At 43.2% G+C, this 20,236-nt stretch carries 19 protein-coding genes; 16 read left to right on the top strand and 3 right to left on the bottom strand.

All coding sequences use genetic code 11. The annotated features are described in order from the left end of the window. The first annotated feature begins 172 nt into the window (after positions 1–172). The 10 genes from AC5WJX_RS06170 (at position 173) to AC5WJX_RS06215 (ending at position 11,003) form a co-directional block, all read left to right on the top strand. Positions 173–937, top strand: a complete 765-nt coding sequence (locus AC5WJX_RS06170) for an alpha/beta fold hydrolase (protein WP_440431946.1) — start codon at positions 173–175, stop codon at positions 935–937. Then, a complete protein-coding gene (locus tag AC5WJX_RS06175) occupies positions 938–1,600 on the top strand; it encodes a CBS domain-containing protein (RefSeq protein ID WP_440431948.1) in 663 nt (220 codons plus the stop codon). Positions 1,601–1,608: 8 nt separating this feature from the next. Further along, positions 1,609–2,490, top strand: a complete 882-nt coding sequence (locus AC5WJX_RS06180; RefSeq protein WP_494483794.1) for an NAD kinase — start codon at positions 1,609–1,611, stop codon at positions 2,488–2,490. Position 2,491: 1 nt separating this feature from the next. After that, positions 2,492–3,313: a type IX secretion system protein PorG gene (gene porG, locus AC5WJX_RS06185; RefSeq protein ID WP_494483795.1), complete on the top strand. Its 822-nt coding sequence runs from the start codon at positions 2,492–2,494 to the stop codon at positions 3,311–3,313. A gap of 134 nt (positions 3,314–3,447) precedes the next feature. Further along, positions 3,448–4,188: an undecaprenyl pyrophosphate synthase gene (gene uppS / locus AC5WJX_RS06190; protein ID WP_494483796.1), complete on the top strand. Its 741-nt coding sequence runs from the start codon at positions 3,448–3,450 to the stop codon at positions 4,186–4,188. Between the two features lie 62 nt (positions 4,189–4,250). Next, complete coding sequence (gene bamA, locus AC5WJX_RS06195) at positions 4,251–6,794, top strand: outer membrane protein assembly factor BamA (RefSeq protein ID WP_494483797.1); 2,544 nt, start codon at positions 4,251–4,253, stop codon at positions 6,792–6,794. An 8-nt stretch (positions 6,795–6,802) separates the two neighbouring features. Next, positions 6,803–7,333: an OmpH/Skp family outer membrane protein gene (locus AC5WJX_RS06200; protein WP_440431958.1), complete on the top strand. Its 531-nt coding sequence runs from the start codon at positions 6,803–6,805 to the stop codon at positions 7,331–7,333. 37 nt (positions 7,334–7,370) lie between these two features. Further along, complete coding sequence (locus tag AC5WJX_RS06205; RefSeq protein ID WP_494483798.1) at positions 7,371–7,964, top strand: OmpH/Skp family outer membrane protein; 594 nt, start codon at positions 7,371–7,373, stop codon at positions 7,962–7,964. Between the two features lie 64 nt (positions 7,965–8,028). Further along, complete coding sequence (gene murI, locus AC5WJX_RS06210; protein ID WP_494483799.1) at positions 8,029–8,850, top strand: glutamate racemase; 822 nt, start codon at positions 8,029–8,031, stop codon at positions 8,848–8,850. Positions 8,851–9,101: 251 nt separating this feature from the next. After that, positions 9,102–11,003 carry an amidophosphoribosyltransferase gene (locus AC5WJX_RS06215; protein ID WP_494483800.1) on the top strand — a complete coding sequence of 634 codons (1,902 nt, stop codon included), beginning with the start codon at positions 9,102–9,104 and terminating at the stop codon, positions 11,001–11,003. A 93-nt stretch (positions 11,004–11,096) separates the two neighbouring features. Here AC5WJX_RS06215 and AC5WJX_RS06220 read toward each other — a convergent pair whose 3' ends face one another. Further along, complete coding sequence (locus AC5WJX_RS06220) at positions 11,097–11,639, bottom strand: LysE family translocator (protein WP_494483801.1); 543 nt, start codon at positions 11,637–11,639, stop codon at positions 11,097–11,099. Here AC5WJX_RS06220 and AC5WJX_RS06225 point away from each other — a divergent pair. From AC5WJX_RS06225 to AC5WJX_RS06250, 6 genes are read left to right on the top strand one after another with little or no spacing between them, the layout of a single operon-like run. Next, positions 11,638–11,886: a hypothetical protein gene (locus AC5WJX_RS06225; RefSeq protein ID WP_494483802.1), complete on the top strand. Its 249-nt coding sequence runs from the start codon at positions 11,638–11,640 to the stop codon at positions 11,884–11,886. The two genes, AC5WJX_RS06220 and AC5WJX_RS06225, sit on opposite strands and share 2 nt — an antisense overlap. Before the next feature lie 37 nt (positions 11,887–11,923). Then, entirely contained in the window at positions 11,924–13,531 is a 1,608-nt protein-coding gene (locus tag AC5WJX_RS06230; protein WP_494483803.1) for an MFS transporter, read from the top strand. Positions 13,532–13,570: 39 nt separating this feature from the next. Next, entirely contained in the window at positions 13,571–13,990 is a 420-nt protein-coding gene (locus AC5WJX_RS06235; RefSeq protein WP_440431969.1) for a deoxycytidylate deaminase, read from the top strand. A gap of 8 nt (positions 13,991–13,998) precedes the next feature. Continuing rightward, positions 13,999–15,528 carry a glutamine-hydrolyzing GMP synthase gene (gene guaA, locus AC5WJX_RS06240; protein WP_494483804.1) on the top strand — a complete coding sequence of 510 codons (1,530 nt, stop codon included), beginning with the start codon at positions 13,999–14,001 and terminating at the stop codon, positions 15,526–15,528. Beyond that, positions 15,485–16,726 carry an ABC transporter substrate-binding protein gene (locus AC5WJX_RS06245; RefSeq protein ID WP_494483805.1) on the top strand — a complete coding sequence of 414 codons (1,242 nt, stop codon included), beginning with the start codon at positions 15,485–15,487 and terminating at the stop codon, positions 16,724–16,726. The genes guaA and AC5WJX_RS06245 overlap by 44 nt, the downstream gene beginning before the upstream one ends. Next, positions 16,723–17,886: an RsmB/NOP family class I SAM-dependent RNA methyltransferase gene (locus tag AC5WJX_RS06250; protein ID WP_494483806.1), complete on the top strand. Its 1,164-nt coding sequence runs from the start codon at positions 16,723–16,725 to the stop codon at positions 17,884–17,886. The genes AC5WJX_RS06245 and AC5WJX_RS06250 overlap by 4 nt, the downstream gene beginning before the upstream one ends. Positions 17,887–18,043: 157 nt before the next feature. On the opposite strand, the gene AC5WJX_RS06255 is transcribed toward AC5WJX_RS06250, so the two are convergent. Then, positions 18,044–18,616: a MarC family protein gene (locus AC5WJX_RS06255; RefSeq protein WP_494483807.1), complete on the bottom strand. Its 573-nt coding sequence runs from the start codon at positions 18,614–18,616 to the stop codon at positions 18,044–18,046. A 103-nt stretch (positions 18,617–18,719) separates the two neighbouring features. Beyond that, positions 18,720–20,228: an amino acid permease gene (locus tag AC5WJX_RS06260; protein WP_494483808.1), complete on the bottom strand. Its 1,509-nt coding sequence runs from the start codon at positions 20,226–20,228 to the stop codon at positions 18,720–18,722. Between the last annotated feature and the right edge of the window lie 8 nt (positions 20,229–20,236).

Consider the following 20,236-nt stretch of genomic DNA (forward strand, 5'->3'; position numbering starts at 1 on the left):
TCGGATTTTGGCAGCTGAAGGACAAAAATCCGACATAAATGCCATAATGTAGCATATGTCTGCTAACTTAGTGACATCTCTTTGTTCAGCGGCTGTTCATCCGATAAGCTGTTTAACTAAAAAGATACATATGGGGCCTGCATGGCTCCGCGTAGAAAACTAATACAAACTGATGAAATACGAAGTAATAGAAGAAAACGGGTTCAAATATATAGAAGCAGGAAAAGGCGAGACCCTGGTATTACTTCATGGATTGATGGGAGAATTGAGCAATTGGGAGGCAACCATTGACCATTTTAAAGATCGTTATCACATCCTTGTTCCGATCTTACCGATATACGAACTTCCTATTTTAACCCTGGGTGTAAAAAGCCTTTCTAAATACGTCTTTAAATTTATTAAACATAAAAAGTTAAGCCAGGTGGTGCTGATCGGAAATTCCTTAGGTGGTCATGTAGGACTTTCCTTTACCGTGGCGCACCAGGCACATGTAAAAGCGCTTGTGCTTACAGGTAGTTCTGGGTTATATGAGAATGCCTTTGGTGGCTCTTTTCCGAGAAGGGAAAGTTACGAGTACATCAAGGAGAAAGTTGCTTACACCTTTTACGACCCTGCAACAGCAACAAAAGAGCTGGTTGATGAGGTCTTTAAATCGGTGAACGACCGATCTAGGGTGATCCGGATTCTTGCACTTGCGAAATCGGCGATCCGTCATAATATGTCTAAGGAGATTCCGAAGATCACTATTCCGGTATCTTTAATATGGGGTAAGCAGGATAAAGTGACTCCGCCAGATGTGGCAGAGGAATTCCATCAGTTATTGCCGAACTCAGAATTAAACTGGGTGGATAAATGCGGTCATGCACCGATGATGGAACGACCTGAGGAGTTTAATGAATACCTTGGAAAATTTTTAAACCGAATATTATTGAAATAAATGGTAGCTGCTGAACTCATATCTAACGTCATTGTACCACTTAGCCCTGCTGATACGATTCAGCGTGGCTTGTCCAGAATGAATGAGTTCAAGGTATTTCAGCTGCCTATTGTGAATGATAACCAATACCTGGGTGTGATTACCGAGGATGAGCTTCTGGAGATCCGTGACCCGGAAATCCGGATTTCGGATAGGCCATTAAGGCTGCTCAATCCCTTTGTGTTTCATGATACGCACATCTACGATGTAATTCGCCTGATGGACCAGCTGCAGCTTTGCATTATACCAGTATTGGATGCCAGCAATAATTTTCTTGGAACAATAACGGAAAGAGATCTGATCAAATACACCGCAGAGATCTTTTCCCTTCAGGAACCCGGTGGAACAATTGTGCTGGAGATCAGTAACCGCAATAACTCACTTGCACACATGTCTCAGGTTGTTGAGGCTGACAATGCGCAGGTGCTCTCTTCTTTTGTCCGTGCATTCCCGGACTCTACCAAGCTTGAGGTCACCCTTAAGATCAACAAGACCGAGCTGTCTGGAATTATAGCTTCATTTGAAAGATACAACTATGAGGTGAAGGCAGTTTACAACACCACAAAGATTGACAATGGTACAGAAGACCGTTACAACTCTTTGATGAACTACTTAAACGTTTAAAATCCTCCATGAGAATTGCAATTTACGGAAGAGCATTTAATGACACTGTTTTACCCTATGTACAGGAGGTTTTTGATGCCCTGGATTTCTACCAGATTAAAGCCGTTATCTATCAGGAATATCATGAATTCATAAAAAGCAAATGCAAGGTTTGTGAGGGTTTCACGACCTTTCAAAATAACGCAGAACTGATTGAAAGAGCAGACCTGCTGATCAGCCTCGGTGGTGATGGTACACTCCTGGATACCCTTGCACTGGTGCGCGATTCGGGCATTCCCGTGATTGGGATCAACTTTGGTCGTTTAGGTTTTCTAGCCAGCATCAACAAAAACGAAGTAAGGACCGCAATTGCGGCATTGATCAATAAAAATTATACCCTGGATAAGCGCAGTGTGTTGAGTCTGGCATCGAAATACAATCTGTTTGGAGATGAGAACTTTGCGTTAAATGATGTAACGATTCATCGTCGCGATGATTCAGCAATGATGATCATTCATGCTTACATGAACGATGAATTTATCAACTCTTACTGGGCAGATGGCTTACTTATTGCTACACCAACGGGGTCTACCGCGTATTCTTTAAGTTGCGGCGGACCGATTATACTACCCAGTTCACAAAATTTTGTTATTACACCTATAGCTCCCCATAACCTAAACGTGCGACCGCTTATTGTTCCCGATGATGCGACCCTGACCTTTAAGGTCGAAGCAAGAAGTGCCAAATTTCTGGTTTCCTGCGATTCGAGGACGGAAACGGTAGACCGTTCTGTTAAAATCAAACTTTCCAAGGCTTCCTTCCATGTAAACTTGATCCGGCTAAATGGTGAAACTTACTTAACCACGTTAAGGAATAAGTTGCTCTGGGGCATAGATACCCGTAATTACTAATATGAAGTTTACAAAGAAGTTTATAAGTCTAGGAATAACTTTACTAATCTCGAGCCTGGGTCTGCATGCGCAGGTTTGGGAAGTTGGCGCTAAGGTGGGTGGGGCAGGATACATGGGTGAACTTAACCCGAACAATCCTATTAAGATGAGTGGCCTGGCAGCAGGGGTGTTCGTGAAAGCGAACTTCGACCCATACTGGGGATTAGGACTTCATTATATGCACGGTACCATTTCCGGTGACGATGCCAAATCTAACTTAACGCAATCCCGGGAACGAAACATCAACTTCAAAACTCCCCTAAATGAAATTAGCTTTCAGCTGGATTTTAATTTTCTGGATTACTTTACCGGCGGTGGAAGAAGAAACATCAGTCCTTATGTGTTTGGCGGAGCAGGAGGTTTAATCTTCAAGCCAACGGCGACATACGATCAATTCTACAAGACTTACAAATGGCAGTCGGAAGGGCAAAGCCAGCGATATCGTACCTACACACTTTCGGCGATCTATGGTGCTGGCTTCAAAGCCAGGATAAAGAACACGAGTTTCAGTATACTGGCGGAACTTGGCTATCGTACCCCACTAACCGACTATCTGGACGATGTGAGCGGCTATTATGCGAGGAAATATGTTCCTTCTTCAGAAAAACCTTTGTTAACGGAGTATGAACACGCTTTCAACATCATTTCTGATCCTTCACCTAACCAGATTGGGGCCAGGGATACACAGCGTGGTGATGGAAAAAAGCGTGATAGTTATATGTTTGGTACTATCGGGCTATCATTTTCGTTTACAGAAGACTGTTTCAACTTCTTAAAACATTAAAAAGTATCAGATTGTCTACTAAGGTTTTATCAGCGCAGAACTTGACATTAACAATTTGGAACGTAAAGGCATATCTTATACCTTTGCAGTTCTAAAAACTACTTCAGAGCTTCGGCGTTTTCGTATATAAATTAATGGGATTTAAAGAACAAATTGACTTATCCAGGTTACCGGAACATATTGCCATCATTATGGATGGAAATGGACGCTGGGCCAAAAATCAGGGGAAATTTCGCGGTGTAGGACATGAAAGTGGCGTGCTGTCGGTTAAAGACATCATGGAAGGCTGTGTGGAGATCGGTGTGAAACACCTTACCCTGTATGCATTTTCTACAGAGAACTGGAACCGCCCGATTGAAGAAGTGAACTTCCTGATGGAATTGCTCATTTCCACGATCAATCAAGAGCTTGAAACACTTACCAAGAATAACATCAAATTAAACGCAATAGGCAACATTGCTTCCCTTCCGCAACGCTGTATTGACGACCTTAAGAGCGCCATGCAGAAAACGGAGAACAACACCAGTTGTACGCTCACGCTGGCTTTAAGTTATAGTGCGAAATGGGAGATCACCGAAGCCGCCCGTAAACTTGCACAGCAGGTAAAAGACGGACAGATTGAGGTTGATCAGATCAATGAAGATGCCTTTGCAGCTCAACTTACCACAACCAATATTCCCGATCCGGAACTCATGATCCGCACCAGCGGTGAGCATCGTATCAGTAATTTTCTTCTTTGGCAGATGGCCTATACGGAATTATATTTTACTGATGTGCTCTGGCCAGACTTCCGTTCAGAGGATCTTTATGAAGCTATTGTTGATTACCAGAAGCGCGAAAGACGCTTCGGAAAGATTAGTGAACAACTGAACTAATTTTACTTTTAACACTTTTTAACATGTGTTTAAATTAACTTAGCATCGTTTTTTAGAAATAAATGAAAAGAATATACCAACTTATATTACTGCTATTGTGTGGGTTTCCGGCAGTAGCACAGATCACGCGTCCACCTGCCACTCCACAAGCTACACCTTCCTTAAAAGTCTCTGGAACGGAGCTCGATTACTTCAATCCAAAGGAGTATATCATTGGCGGTACAACCTTAAGTGGTACTAAATATCTGGACAAAGAGGTCATTATCACACTTTCTAAATTAATCAAAGGTGAGCGAGTTACCTTGCCCGGAGATGCTACGTCTAATGCCATAAAAACGCTTTGGGCAAATGGATTGTTTGATGATATTGAAATTAACATCACCAGACTTGAAGAAGATAGTGTTTTCTTTGATATACAGGTGGTAGAACGCCCAAGATTAAGTTCTTTCGAGCTTAAAGGCGTAAGTAAATCTCAAAACACCGACATTCTGGAAAGATTGAACTCCAAATCTGGTAAGTCGATCATCAACGAGAACCTTTATAACAGCACCTCGACAACCATTAAGAAATATCTTTCTGATAAAGGCTACTTCTTTACCAACATAGAATTCAAAGCCAAAGATGATCCGAATGCGGAAAACAGCCAGATCCTGGAAGTTGATATTGATCGCGGACGTAAGGTAAAGGTTCGTAAGATCAACTTTACCGGCAATAAGGAGTTTAGTTCAGCGAAGCTTAGAAAGTTCCTGAAGAAGACTCACCAACAGGCCTTCTACAAGATCTTCGGTTCTGGAAAATTCAATAAAGAGAAATACGAAGAAGATAAGCTTGCCTTGGTAGAGAAAATGCAGGACAAGGGTTTCCGCGATGCGGTGATCATCAGGGATAGTGTTTATCAGTATAGTGATAAAGCTGTTGCGATCGACATTGAGGTTTTTGAAGGTAACAAGTATTACTTCGGTAACATTAACTGGGCAGGTAATGCCAAATACAGCACGGAATACCTGGAGAAAGTATTGGGTATAGAAAAGGGTGATGTATTCAGTGAATTGAAACTGGAAAAGAAACTTAGAGGCGATGGTAACAGTGATGACGTTTCAAGTATTTACCTGAACGACGGTTATCTTACGTTTAACGTAGATCCTGTACAGACTAAAATTTACAGTGATACGGTAGATCTGGAGTTGCGTATCTATGAAGGTCCGCAGTACACCAACAACAAGATCACGGTAAAAGGTAACACCATTACGAATGATCGTGTAGTATTACGTGAGATCCGTACCAAACCGGGAGAGAAGTTTTCAAAAGAACAATTGATCCGTACCGTAAGGGAGATCGGTCAGCTGGGTAACTTCGACGAATCGAAAACAGTACCTACACCGAAGCCGAACCCTGCAGATGGTACGGTAGATATTGAGTACACCGTAGAAGAAAAACCTTCAGATCAAATTGAGCTTTCAGGTGGTTTTGGTGGTGGCCGTGTAATCGGTACTTTAGGTTTAACCTTCAACAACTTCTCTTTAAGAAATATCTTCAATGGTAAGGCATACAGACCACTTCCAAAAGGTGATGGACAAAAGCTAAGCCTTAGAGGGCAGACCAACGGTTCGTACTACCAGTCTTACAGCTTCTCCTTCTCCGAGCCATGGTTAGGTGGTAAGAAACCGGTAAGTTTTGGATTAAGTGCTTTCACTTCTTCTCAGAAATACAGGCTTACTACAACTGAAAACCAGAGTATCCGCATGAACGGTGTTACCGTAAGTTTGGGTAGAAGGTTGAACTGGCCGGATAACTACTTCCAGTTGTCGCATGCCATCAATGCACAGCAGTACATTCTGGAGAATTACAGTGGTTTCTTGTTTTCAACTGGTACCTCATATAACTTCAACTTAACACAAGAGCTGAGCAGGGATTCAAGGGATTCCCCAATTTTCCCTACCGGTGGTTCGTACTTCAGATTCACGGTACAGGCTACGCCACCATATTCGTTATTTAATAATACGAACTATGCAACAGCATCCGATAAAGAGCGTTATAAGTTCACTGAATATCACAAGTGGAAATTCGAGTCGCAATGGTTTCAACGTATCACTGGCAAGTTAGTATTGAAAGCACAGGCACAGTTTGGTTTCTTAGGTTCGTATAGTTCAGCTGTAGGTCAGTCTCCATTCGAACGTTTCAAATTGGGTGGTGATGGTATGCAAGGGTTTGACTTCTTACAAGGATCTGAGCTGATTGCAATGCGTGGTTATTCTAACAACTCTGTAATTCCGGTTGGTGCAAATCAGAATACCGCCAGACAATCAGGTAGCCCAATCTTTAACAAGTATGTACTAGAACTACGATATCCAGTAATTGCCTCACAATCGGCAACAGCGTTCCTGGTAACTTTTGCAGAGGGTGGTAACACCTGGGATAAGTTCAGTGACTTCAATCCTTTCAACATCAGAAGATCGGTGGGTGTAGGTGCGAAAATATTTTTACCGATATTTGGATTACTTGGCATTGATTATGGTTATGGATTTGATAAAATACCTGGTATACCTGATGCCAACAAAGGCCAGTTCCACTTTAGTATTGCACAACAATTAGGAGGATTTAACTAATCACACTTATGAAAAAGTATCTTTTATTAAGCTTCTTGCTTATTGCCGGAATGAGTGCATTTGCACAAAAGTTCGCTTATGTAGATTCCGAATATATTTTAAAACACATGCCTGAGTACAAATCAGCACAAAACCAGCTTGACGTACTCGCACAACAATGGCAGAAACAAGCTGACAACTCCTTTGCGGAATTGGACAAAATGTACAAAGCTTATCAGGCTGATCAGGTATTGCTGACAGACGATATGCGTAAACGCCGGGAGAATGAAATCATCGAAAAAGAGAAAGCCGCTAAAGAATTTCAACGTTCTAAATTTGGTCCTGAAGGCGATCTTTTTCAATCACGTGTAAAGCTGCTTAAACCTATTCAGGAAAAAGTGTCTAACACCATAGCAGAGTATGCAAAAGGAAAACTCCTGGACTTCATCTTCGATAAAAGCAGCGGCGCTACGATGATGATCTACTCTAGTGCAAACTATGACGTCAGCAATGACATCATCACCAGACTAGGGTACAAGCCGGGCGCGTTAGTTAAGTAAACACAAAATCAAACATAAAATCACAAACAAGAATAAAATGAGAAAGTTAATTAATGTATTCTTTGTAGCAGCAGGATTGGTATTCACTGCTAACATTGCGAATGCACAACAAAAGGTAGCACACCTGAATTCACAGACAATTTTAATGTTGATGCCAGAGGCTAAAACAACACAGACTACGCTAGAAAATCTGAATAAAACCAAGTCGGGAGAAATTGAGAAAATGCAGGCTGAGTTTCAAACGAAATATCAAGCGGCTATCGCCAAACAAAAAACCTTAAGTGAAGCGAATAAAGAGACTGTAGGTAAAGAGTTGCAAGCAATGGATACCGAGTTAAAAGATCTTGATACCAGAATTAAAGATGCTTCTGTGAAAGCGCAACAAGAATTAGCTCAAAAACAAGGTGAATTAACTGAGCCAATCCTTAGAAAACTAAGCAACGCCATTAAAACTGTTGCTAAAGAAAAAGGTCTAGCTTATGTACTTGACGTAGCTGCACAACAAGATGGAAACAACGTGGTTTACTTCGAAGGTGGTGATGACATCACTGATGCCGTAAAAACCAAGTTAGGTATTTCAGCTTCTGCAACGCCTGCACCAGCAGCTGCTGCACCTGCGACAAAGAAATAATCTTAAGAATTAAGTGTAAATTGCGGAATCAGACTCAGGTCTGGTTCCGCTTTTTTTTGCCCTCATGAGAAACAACGCTATTGGTATTTTCGATTCAGGTTACGGTGGCCTTACCGTATTCAAATCCATTATTCCGCAACTCCCGGAATATAACTACATCTACTTCGGGGACAATGCCAGGGCACCTTACGGGGATCATTCCTATGAAACGGTGTACCGGTATACTTTAGACTGTGTGGAATGGTTGTTTGCTCAGGGCTGCTCGCTTGTTATACTGGCTTGCAATACGGCTTCCGCGAAAGCACTCCGGTCCATTCAGCAGCATATCCTTCCACATAAATATCCAGATCACCGGGTGCTTGGCGTAATCCGGCCAACAGCAGAAGTGATCGATCAATATACGACCAGCAATAAAGTTGGCGTGTTGGGCACCAGGGGTACGGTGAAATCCGCTTCTTATCAACTGGAGATTAATAAGCTATATCCGCATGTTGAGGTCGTTCAGCAAAGTTGTCCGATGTGGGTTCCGCTGATCGAGAACAACGAACACCTGAACCCCGGTGCCGACTATTTTGTACAAACCTACCTGCAAAGGCTGTTGGATAAAACAGCCGGTATAGACTGCATACTGTTGGCCTGCACGCATTACCCACTGCTCATTCCGAAGCTGAAAGCGTATCTACCGGAAGGTATTACCTTGCTGAGCCAGGGCGATATCGTAGCGGACAGCCTGAAAGATTACCTCTCCCGGCATCCGGAGATTGAAGGGCATCTTAGCCTGGAAGCTGGGCAGCGCTTTGTAACCAGCGGTGATCCGGAGGTCTTTGATACTTTAGGTTCCTTATTCTTCGGCGCTTCCATCAAATCAGAGGCCCTGCGTCTCTAGTGCTGGTTCCTGTGCGGTCGTTTAAGCTGAGCTCCTGAAAAAAGTTTAATTGAGCTCCTGAAAAAAAACGTTTTCTTGTTTGCAGCAAGGCTGTGCGCATTAAGGATATCTTGCTAATCGCCGCATTAAACAAGGCGGGAGTCCACGATAGACAACACACTGAAATTTTTACGATCAGCATACCGAAAGAAGTAATTCTTGTTAGGTTCTAATTTTAATTAGCGGTAAATTTGCGGCTCAAACAACACCTAATGAGCGACCAGATCAAACACGAGTGCGGAATTGCTTTTATTCGTCTTTTAAAACCCCTCTCTTATTACCAGGAAAAATATGGCACGGCCCTTTTCGGCCTGAACAAGCTGTACCTGTTAATGGAAAAACAGCATAACCGGGGGCAGGATGGGGCAGGTATTGCTACCATAAAGCTTGACGTTAAACCAGGGCACCGCTACATCAGCAGATACAGATCAATGGCACAAAACGCCGTTGCTGATATCTTCGGATATGTTCAGAACAAGTTCGTGAACATCCAGAATGAAAAACCGGAGTTAATGAAAGATGCGGAATGGCTTAAAGCCAACGTAAGTTTCATTGGAGAGGTACTTTTGGGCCACTTACGCTACGGTACCCACGGTCAGAATAGCATTGAAAATTGTCACCCTTTCTTGCGCCAGAATAACTGGATGACCCGTAACCTGGTTATTGCCGGAAACTTCAACATGACCAACGTAGACGAACTGCTGGAGCAGTTGTATGAACTTGGTCAACATCCAAAAGAGCAGGCTGATACCGTTACCGTTCTTGAAAAGATTGGCCACTTCCTGGATGATGAGAATCAGGATCTATTTGATGCTTATAAAAAAGAAGGGTTAGATAACGTTGCCATTACACACCGGATTTCAGAAGGCTTAAATATCGCGAACATCCTTCGCCGTTCCGCTAAAACCTGGGATGGTGGATATGCAATCTCTGGAATTGTTGGTAATGGTGATGCTTTCATCCTTAGAGACCCTGCTGGTATCAGACCGGCATTCTACTATGCAGATGATGAAATTGTTGTTGCAGCATCAGAAAGACCTGCAATCCAAACAGCATTTAACATTCCATTCCGTGATGTTCAGGAGATCAAACCAGGGCATGCATTGATCGTTAAAAAGAATGGAAAAGTGACGGAAGAAATGATCCGTGAGCCTTTGGAAAAACGCGCTTGTTCCTTCGAACGCATTTATTTCTCCAGAGGCAGTGACGCCGATATCTATAAAGAGCGGAAACGTTTAGGGGAATTACTTTGTCCTCAGATTCTAAATACCGTTAATTACGACTTTAAAAACACCGTGTTTTCTTTCATTCCGAATACTGCAGAAGTTTCCTTCTATGGTATGGTTGAAGGACTACATAAACATATACGTCAGGTTCAAAAAGATACCCTCCTTGGAAAACAGGGTCAGGTAAATGATGTAGAACTGGATGAACTGCTTTCTATGAGCCCCCGGGTAGAGAAGCTGGCCATCAAAGACGTTAAACTCAGGACCTTTATCACCCAAGATGCTGACCGTAACGATATGGTTGCCCACGTTTATGATACCACTTACGGGGTGATCAAGAATCATGCTGACACCCTGGTTGCCATAGATGACTCGATTGTTCGTGGAACGACCCTGAAACAGAGTATCATCAAGATCATCGACAGACTACACCCGGTGAAGATCATCATTGTTTCTTCAGCGCCGCAAATCCGTTACCCGGACTGCTACGGAATCGACATGTCGAAAATGGGTGAGTTTGTTGCTTTTGAAGCGGCGATCCAGTTGCTTCGGGAACGCGGCATGGAGCACATCATCGATGAAGTTTATGCAAAATGTAAAGCTTCCTTGCAATTGCCTAAAGAAGAGATCGTCAATCATGTCAAAGAGATCTACGAGCCTTTTAGCCAGGAAGAGATCTCTGCGCAAATCACGAAGATCATCACCCCAGAAGGCATCAATGCAAAGGTGGAAGTGATCTATCAAACTTTAGATAACCTGCATATCGCTTGTCCAGGACACACCGGCGACTGGTATTTCTCCGGAAACTACCCAACACCAGGTGGAAATAAAGTCGTGAACAAAGCATTTGTCAACTGGAAAGAGGGCAGCAATAAAAGAGCGTACTAATATTAATAAACGTATAAGACGAAAGAGGCTGTATCATAGATACGGCCTCTTTTTTTGCCTTTAACAAAGGAATACCCCTAAACACTGCCAGATTTACCGGTTAAATACCTCTATAAACAGACGGATCGCGAATATGATGATTACTGCGCCCGCCACGCGGTTAAGGTTTTGAATAGACTGTTCTTTGATCTTGTACCGCAGTTTAGCGGCATAAAAGGTCTTAACGGCATCAACCGTGAGCTGCGTAGCCATAGCTACAACAAAAAAGCCGATCTTCTCGGCGGTTTCAAAGTGCAGTTGGACGGAAACAAAGCCGCCCACCATAATCCAGAACATCAGTGTAGTTGGCGAAAGCAGGCACATCAGAAAACCCTTCAGTACATAACCTCTGCGCCTGATATTCTCTGTAGCTTTCAGATCGTAGTTTACCTTTACCTTATTGATCAGGTAATAAAGGCCTACACCCAGTAAAAATAAGCCTCCAATAATTCCGATATATTGATTGTATTTTGAATTGTAGACTACAAACTGTGCGCTGAAGATGGTTGCGGTGATGAAGATGATGTCACTTAATACCACGCCGATGGCTAAAGAAAAACCAGCCTTAAAGCCTTTCTCAATGCTGGTTTTAATCATGGAAAAGAACACAGGCCCTGTTAAAAATGAAAACAAAATGCCCGCACCTATCCCTTGTATTATTGCTTCAAACATTAATTTGTGTGTGTATGATGTGCTAATATGCAAATTTAAGCTAAAAAAGCGGGTCTATAACCCTAACCCATATAAAACCACCAAAACGAGGAAAAATTACCTTCAAGGGCTATCTTTTAAGTTACATTTAAAGATTGTACAGACAATGCAGGTAGTAGCACAAATTTTTTAATTATGTTTATCGCACAAAACTATTCACTAACCATAACATGAAACAAGACGAACAAAAAAATTATGGAACGGCGCTATACAGCATCATCACCGTTTTCTTTTTCTGGGGTTTCGTAGCTGCATCGAACGGGGTCTTCATTCCCTTCTGTAAGTCGCATTTTAATCTAACCCAATTCGAATCCCAACTAATTGACTACACCTTTTACGGAGGATACTTCATCGGATCACTAATTCTTTATTTCGCTTCTCAAGCTAGTAAAGTTGATATACTAAATAAGATCGGTTACAAGAAGGGGATCATTGCCGGCCTTGTACTATCTGCTGGTGGCGCCTTGTTAATGGTTCCAGCGGTACATTCAGGCTCCTTTGCCTTTATCTTACTTGCCTTCTTCGTTATCGCAATCGGGTTTTCTTTGCAACAAACTGCAGCCAACCCCTTTGTTGTTGCACTTGGACCTGAGGAAAGCGGTACCCACCGACTAAATCTTGCAGGTGGGGTGAACAACTTCGGTGGATTGATGGGACCAGTAATTGTAAGTATTGTATTGTTTGGATCTGCGAGTGATGCAGTCCCTAAAGCGGTGGATATTACTTCTATCAATAACCTATATTATATCCTTGCGGGTTTATTCCTGGCTGTAGCTGTATTTTATGCCTTCACTAAACTTCCTGAAGTAACCAACACCGATAAAATTGAGACCAGCCCGAAATCAAACGGGCCGATCTTCGTCATGATCCTAGGATTTTTAATGGTGCTTGCGGCAAGTCCTTTAGCACGCATGACACAGATCAGCGAATCTGTATACGTTTATTCTTCTTTAGTGATTATTGTTGGTTCATTGTTATATGCCTACCTGAACAAAAAGGAACGTCCTGAAGACTGGGGTGCCATGCGATACCCACAGCTGATCTTAGGTATGCTTGCCATTTTCATCTACGTAGGGGTGGAGGTAACCATTCAAAGTAACCTGGGTACCTTGCTTAACCTGCCTGAATTTGGCGGTCTAGAAGAGTCGGACATTAAACAATACATTTCTCTTTACTGGGGAAGTATGATGATCGGTCGTTGGACCGGTGCTGTAAGTGCATTTAACCTTACCAAGACTACTAAAACGATTTTAACGGTAATTGTGCCCTTTATCGCCTTTGGTGTCATTCTGTTGGTAACACATGCTACTGGAACAGAAGTGGGCAACCTTTACGTTTATGCGGTTTCTGTTGCCATCATGATCATTGCGTTCTTTATTGGACAGGAGAAACCAGCTAAAACCCTGGCCATTTTCAGTGTACTTGGTGTCATCGCAATGATTGTAGGTCTGGTAACAACTGGTCCGGTTGCAATTTTTGCATTCATCAGTGGTGGTCTTTGCTGCTCCATCATGTGGCCATCTATTTTCGCCCTTTCCATCACTGGCTTGGGTAAATACACCAGTCAGGGTTCATCATTCCTGATCATGATGATCTTAGGTGGTGCCATCATTCCGCCGATCCAGGGTACACTTGCAGATGCTGAAGGTATCCATGCTTCGTACATCGTTCCATTGATCGGCTTTGCATACCTGATCTTCTTCGCATGGAGAGTTAGTGGTGTTCTGAAAAATCAGGGCATCAATGTTGAAGAAATCGCGGCTGAAGGAGGACACTAAGACCATATGGGTTCAAGACCTGGCTTCACCGATATATACATGAATTTAGCAACCGATCTTGCTGCCCGCTCACATTGTGTGCGGGCACAAGTAGGTGCTGTTCTAGCCAAAGATACCCGCATCATCTCAATCGGATATAATGGTCCGCCTGCAGGTACACACAACTGCGACGAAGAATGGCCGGAAACCGGCTGTGAAAAAGACTCCCGTGGCAGTTGCTTACTCGCACTCCATGCAGAGCAAAATGCCATTCTCTTTGCTACGAAGAATGGATCAAACCTGGAAGGTGCCACTTTATATTGCACCCTTTCCCCATGCATCGCATGTGCAAGACTTATTTTATCATCTGGAATTAAACACGTTGTTTTCAAAAACTCCTATGCCGAATATAAAGGCCTGGCGAGTGATGAAGGCGTGGATTTCTTAAAAAGATTCGGCGTAGAAGTTATAAAATACTAACTTTGGCCATGCTAGAAAAAATCATAATTCTCGATTTTGGATCCCAGTACACACAACTTATTGCAAGAAGAGTTCGCGAGCTAAACGTTTACTGTGAAATTCATCCCTTTAACAACATTCCGGAAATAACTGCCAACGTAAAAGGTATCATCTTTTCCGGAAGTCCTTATTCTGTTAGACAAGAAGACGCACCACAGATTGAACTAGAGCGGTTCATGCAGCATTATCCAGTGCTTGCAGTTTGCTACGGCGCGCAATACATCGCTTTACATTCTGGCGGAGATGTACAACCATCCTCTACAAGAGAATATGGCAGAGCCAACCTTGGCTATGTTTCTCAAAACAGCAAATTATTTAAAAACATCAATGAAAGCTCTCAGGTCTGGATGTCACATGGTGATACCATTACTGAAGTGCCTGATACATTCGAAATTATTGCCAGCACAGACAGCGTTCGTGTAGCAGCCTACCAGGTTAAAAACACGGAAACCTATGCTATCCAGTTTCACCCGGAAGTAACACACAGTACCGACGGTAAGCAACTATTGGAAAACTTCCTCGTGGACATTTGCGGATGTAAGCAGGAGTGGACCCCGGATGCTTTCGTTGACTCTACTATAGCAAACCTGAAGGAACAGCTTGGCGACGATAAGGTCGTTCTTGGGCTTTCTGGCGGTGTAGACTCCAGCGTAGCAGCGGTGTTGTTACATAGAGCGATCGGCACAAACCTGCACTGCATTTTTGTAGACAACGGTTTGTTGAGAAAAGATGAATACGAAGCTGTTTTGGAACAGTATAAACATATGGGCTTAAACATCAGAGGTATTGATGCCAAAGACCGGTTCCTGAGCCAGCTGGCGGGATTGAAAGATCCCGAAATGAAGCGCAAGGCAATTGGCCGTGTGTTCATCGAAGTATTCGATGATGCCGCTCATGAAGTTCAGAACGTGAAATGGCTGGGACAAGGCACCATTTATCCTGATGTGATCGAGTCGGTATCGGTAAAAGGTCCTTCTGCAACGATCAAGTCGCATCATAACGTTGGTGGTTTGCCTGCATACATGAAATTAAAGGTTGTAGAGCCATTAAATACTTTATTCAAGGATGAAGTAAGGCGTGTAGGAAAAACCCTTGGTATCGACGATGTGATCCTTGGACGTCATCCTTTCCCTGGACCAGGTTTAGCCATCCGTATTTTGGGTGATGTAACCGCAGAGAAGGTTGCCATTCTTCAGGAAGCTGATGCAATTTATATAAACAATTTGAGGGAAGCCGGGTTATACGATCAGGTGTGGCAGGCGGGTGCAATATTCTTGCCCGTGCAGTCTGTCGGTGTGATGGGCGATGAGCGTACTTACGAAAATGTAATTTGTCTGCGGGCCGTTGAGTCTGTAGATGGCATGACTGCCGATTGGTGTCATTTACCTTACCCTGTACTCGCTAAAATTTCTAATGAAATCATTAATAAAGTAAAAGGAATTAATCGCGTTGTATATGATATCAGCTCCAAACCACCAGCAACGATTGAGTGGGAATAAAATATTCATTACCCTTGCCTTCGGTTTACTGATTTCTGCCTGTTCACCAAGGATACAGCCGAAATCAACACCAACACCTTCCGCACCTGAGAAAAAGGAGGAGCGGGCGGCAACTGAGCCGGAGTCCAGGAAATTTACGGAAGCAACAATTTCGATGTTGCTTCCGTTTAAGCTCAATCAGATAAACATCAATGCACCTACAAAGACTGAAGTAGAAAAGGCTGCGCTCGCAATCGAATTCTACCAAGGCTTTATGCTGGGTATTGATTCTGCTGCCAGTTCAGGGTTTAACTTCAAGATCAATGTACTGGACACCCGCGACTACAATGCTCAAATAGAAAGCGTCATGAAATCGGGCGAGCTTGCAAAGAGCAACCTGCTGGTCGGCCCCGTTTACCCGGATGGACAGAAGTACATCGCCAACTACACGATTGCCAACAAGCTGCCCATCGTTTCTCCACTCGCGGCCTCCCTGCCACAGGAGTTTAATAATCCCAATCTGATCTCTGTGGTTAACAACATCAACCTGCATGTTCAGAAGATTGGTGCGCACATCAGCAAGAATCATAATTCAGAGCATACCGTGGTGGTGCTTATCAATCCCAAAAGTTCAGACGATGAGGTTTTCGGAGCACCCTTGAGGCAATATTTTACCAATTTGAAGAATAAAAAGTTCAGCTTTCAGGAATACGCCTCGGTGTTTTCCATGGAAATGAAAGTGCAGAAGGACAAAAAATACATCGTCCTACTGAGCTCTTCGAATAAGGCTTTTGTAACTGCGAGCATTGATAAGCTTTTGAAAATGCAACGTGCTGGCTTAAACGTAAGCCTGTATGGCCATCCAAACTGGACCAAACAGTCTTATCCTGCAGAAAAACTTCAGGCTTTAAACACTATTGTAAGCAGTTCTTATAAGATTGATTACCGTAGACCAGCGGTTATCGAATTTGTGAAAAAGTACAGACAGGCGTACGAGTTTGAGCCGAGTGAATATGCTTTTAAAGGTTACGATATTGGCTTGTTCTTTGGGAATCTGATCGCCAGATCAGGGCCAAATTTCCTGAATCAGATGACCAAGCATAATTACCGGGGCTTGCATAATGGTTTCCACTTTGTACATGACGATAAGCTCGGTTATATTAATACCAGTCTGATGTTGTTACAGTACAAGAATTTTGCATTAAACACAATTGAATGAAAGTAGAACATCAGATCAGAACGTTCGAAAAGATATTTAAGGAATACGACGGTTCTCAGCCTTTACACCGATTTCTGGTGGGTTATTTTAAGGCGAATAAACAAATGGGTTCTTCCGACAGAAGATGGGCTTCCAGGTACCTGTACAGCTTCTTCAGGATCGGCAAAGCCCTGCCAGAGCGAAGCCTGCTGGAACGTCTTGTGGTGGGGGATTTCCTTTGCAATACCAGCAGCAGTTTATTGCTGCAAAGCCAGCAACCGGAGTGGCATGAGCAGGTGAGTTTACCTATTGCTGCAAAACTTGTACTGGTCAAAGATCAGTATCCCGAATTCGACCTGGAAGCGATCTTCCCTTTCAGCGAGCCGCTGTCTGAAGGTATCGACCGTCAGGCTTTTCTTGAATCTTTCTTCACGCAACCAGATCTGTTTATTCGGGTGAAAGCAAAACATGCCGCTGAAATACATACCACGCTTACTGAAGCCGGGGTGCATGTGAAGGAGCTGTCGGAGAACGTGTTCTCGCTGCCTAATGGCACCAAGCTGGGGCATATTCTTCCCAACACCAAATACTATCAGGTGCAGGATCTATCCTCACAACGTACCGGCAAGTACTTTCAACCGAAGCCTTATGAGTATTGGTGGGATTGCTGCGCCGCCTCCGGCGGAAAATCACTACTGCTCCATGAAATGGAGCCAAAGGTTCAACTTCTAGTAAGTGATGTCCGTGAGAACAGCCTGAATAATCTTGATGAACGTTTCCAGGAAGCTGGAATTAACAAATACCAGAAGAAGGTCCTTGACCTACTGGTCGATAATGAGCAGCATATGCACCACTACGAGTTCGATGGGATCATCCTTGATGCACCTTGCTCCGGCTCCGGAACATGGGGCAGAACGCCTGAAATGCTGTACTACTTCAACGAGCATAAGGTGAAGCAGTTTAACGGTCTTCAAAAGGCAATCGCAGCCAATGTGCTTAAGTATTTAAAGCCAGGTCAGCCGTTGATTTACATTACCTGCTCGGTATTTTCAGCAGAAAACGAAGCTGTAGTAGATCACCTGCAACAGACCTGCGGCCTGCATCTCGAAGAAATGGAAGTCATAAAAGGTTATCATGAAAAGGCGGATACGATGTTTGTGGCGCGTCTTCGAAAAGTTTAATGACTCTTTGCATGCGCTGCCAGCCAGGCACGCAGTTTTTCCTTCAGGTGCCGGATGCCCTCAAAGAATATGGCGAGTAAGCCAATAATCAGCGTATATTGCTCAAAGCTGTTCATTGTGCGGTTTATTTGCTTAACACCAATTTAAGCTATTTTGTTTACAATCCTGTATTGTTTCTGAATAACTTGATAGCGATGGCTAGTAGAATGATACCGAAGGCTTTACGTAGAATGTTCAGGCCGGTTTTACCAAGTAGCCGCTCCAACCTTTTGGTATTCTTCAATACAAAGTACACGAAAAGCATGTTAACAATAATGCCGACCAGGATATTCTGGCTCGTGTATTCCGTCTTTAAGGAAAGCAAAGTAGTCATGGTACCTGCGCCGGCAATGATCGGGAAGGCCAGCGGTACAATGGAAACCGTTTCATGTGCTTCTTCCTTATCCTTGAACAAGGTTAAACCCAGCACCATTTCCATAGCCAGGGCAAAGATTACAAGAGAACCGGCGATTGCGAAAGAGGCAACATCAAGACCAATGATCTTCAGTAAACCTTCTCCTGCAAACAGAAAGATGATCATCAATACCGTTGCAACCAGCGTAGCCTTTTCAGACTCGATGTGACCGGCTTTTCTTCTCAGCTCAATGATGATCGGAATGGAGCCCAAGATGTCAATCACAGCAAATAACACCATAGAGGTTGTAAGGATCTGGCTTATATTGAATTCCATCAGTTTAAGATTTTAGCACAAAGGTAATTCTATTAACTACATTATAAAACAAAAGCGGCTATCTTTTGGACAGCCGCTTTTGTTTTATGTGGATTAAAGATCTTTATTTCTGACCTTCTCTGTATTTACGTCTTACAACTGAATTTTTGCGGCTATAACCATAATAGATTGCCATACCAAGGGCCATCCAGATTAATAAACGCTCCCAGTTGTGAGCACCTAAACCAATCATCATCAAAATACAAACACCAGCACCCAAGATTGGTACTACCGGCATAAATGGTGTTTTAAATGGTCTCTCGCGGTCCGGATCTACTTTACGTAAGATCAATACACCAAGACATACTAAAGTAAAGGCGAATAAAGTACCGATACTGGTCATATCACCAACCACATCACCTGGAACAAATGCAGCGAATAAACCTACAAATACCAGGAAGATCAGGTTCGATTTATATGGCGTCTGAAATTTAGGGTGAACGGATGAAAATACTTTAGGTACTAATCCATCTTTAGACATCGAGAAGAAAACCCTTGACTGACCTAAAAGCATTACCAGGATTACAGAAGAGAAACCTGCAAGAATAGCTACCGTAATCAATACTGATAACCAGTGATAGCCATGCATATAGTTTTCAATGGCATAAGCAACTGAAGCTTCTTTTCCGGCATTCTCAAACTCTGAATAGTTTGCAACGCCAGTTAACACGTGTCCGAAAAGAATGTATAATGCTGTACATACTGCTAATGAAACCAAGATCCCGATAGGCATATCTCTGCTTGGGTTCTTCGCTTCCTGTGCTGCAGTTGATACCGCATCAAAACCGATAAACGCAAAGAAAACCACACCAGCACCAGCAATGATACCCGAAATACCGAAGTCCCCAAAATCCTGCGTAAAAAACTGCATAAAGCCTTTTTCTCCGTTTGCATATGCTACTTCTCCAGCGTTAACCGGAATGTAGGGGGTATGGTTAGCAGGGTTCATATACCCCCAGCCAATTGCGATAAAAGCAATTACAATTGCGACTTTCACAATCACAATAATACCGTTTAAGGTTGCAGACTCCTGTGTACCGCGGATCAGTACAAAAGTTAACAGTACTACAACAAAAAGCGCAGGAATATTGATAATGCCCTGAATTCCGTCTACTGAGGTCTGAAATGGTGAATGGCAATAAGCGTAGGGGATGGTGACCCCAAAGGTTTCCAGTAGCTTATTGAGGTATTCAGACCAGGCAATGGCAACTGTAGCTGCACCCACAGCATATTCCAGGACCAAATCCCAGCCAATTATCCATGCAACAACTTCACCCATAGTCGCATAGGAGTAGGTGTACGCACTTCCTGCAATTGGGATCATAGATGCAAACTCTGCATAACATAATCCTGCAAGGGCACAACCAATTGCTGCCAGGATAAAGGAGAGTGTAACTGCCGGACCCGAGTGCTCTGCCGCTGCCGCTGCAGTTCTAACAAACAATCCAGCACCGATGATCGCACCAATACCTAACGCAATGAGGTTACCCACCCCAAGCGTACGTTTCAGTGTACCTTCGCCACTCTCAGTAGACTCCTGAATTAAAGAGTCTATCGATTTTTTAAATAACATAAATTAAG

The organism is Pedobacter sp. NEAU-ZC8, assembly GCF_059278965.1.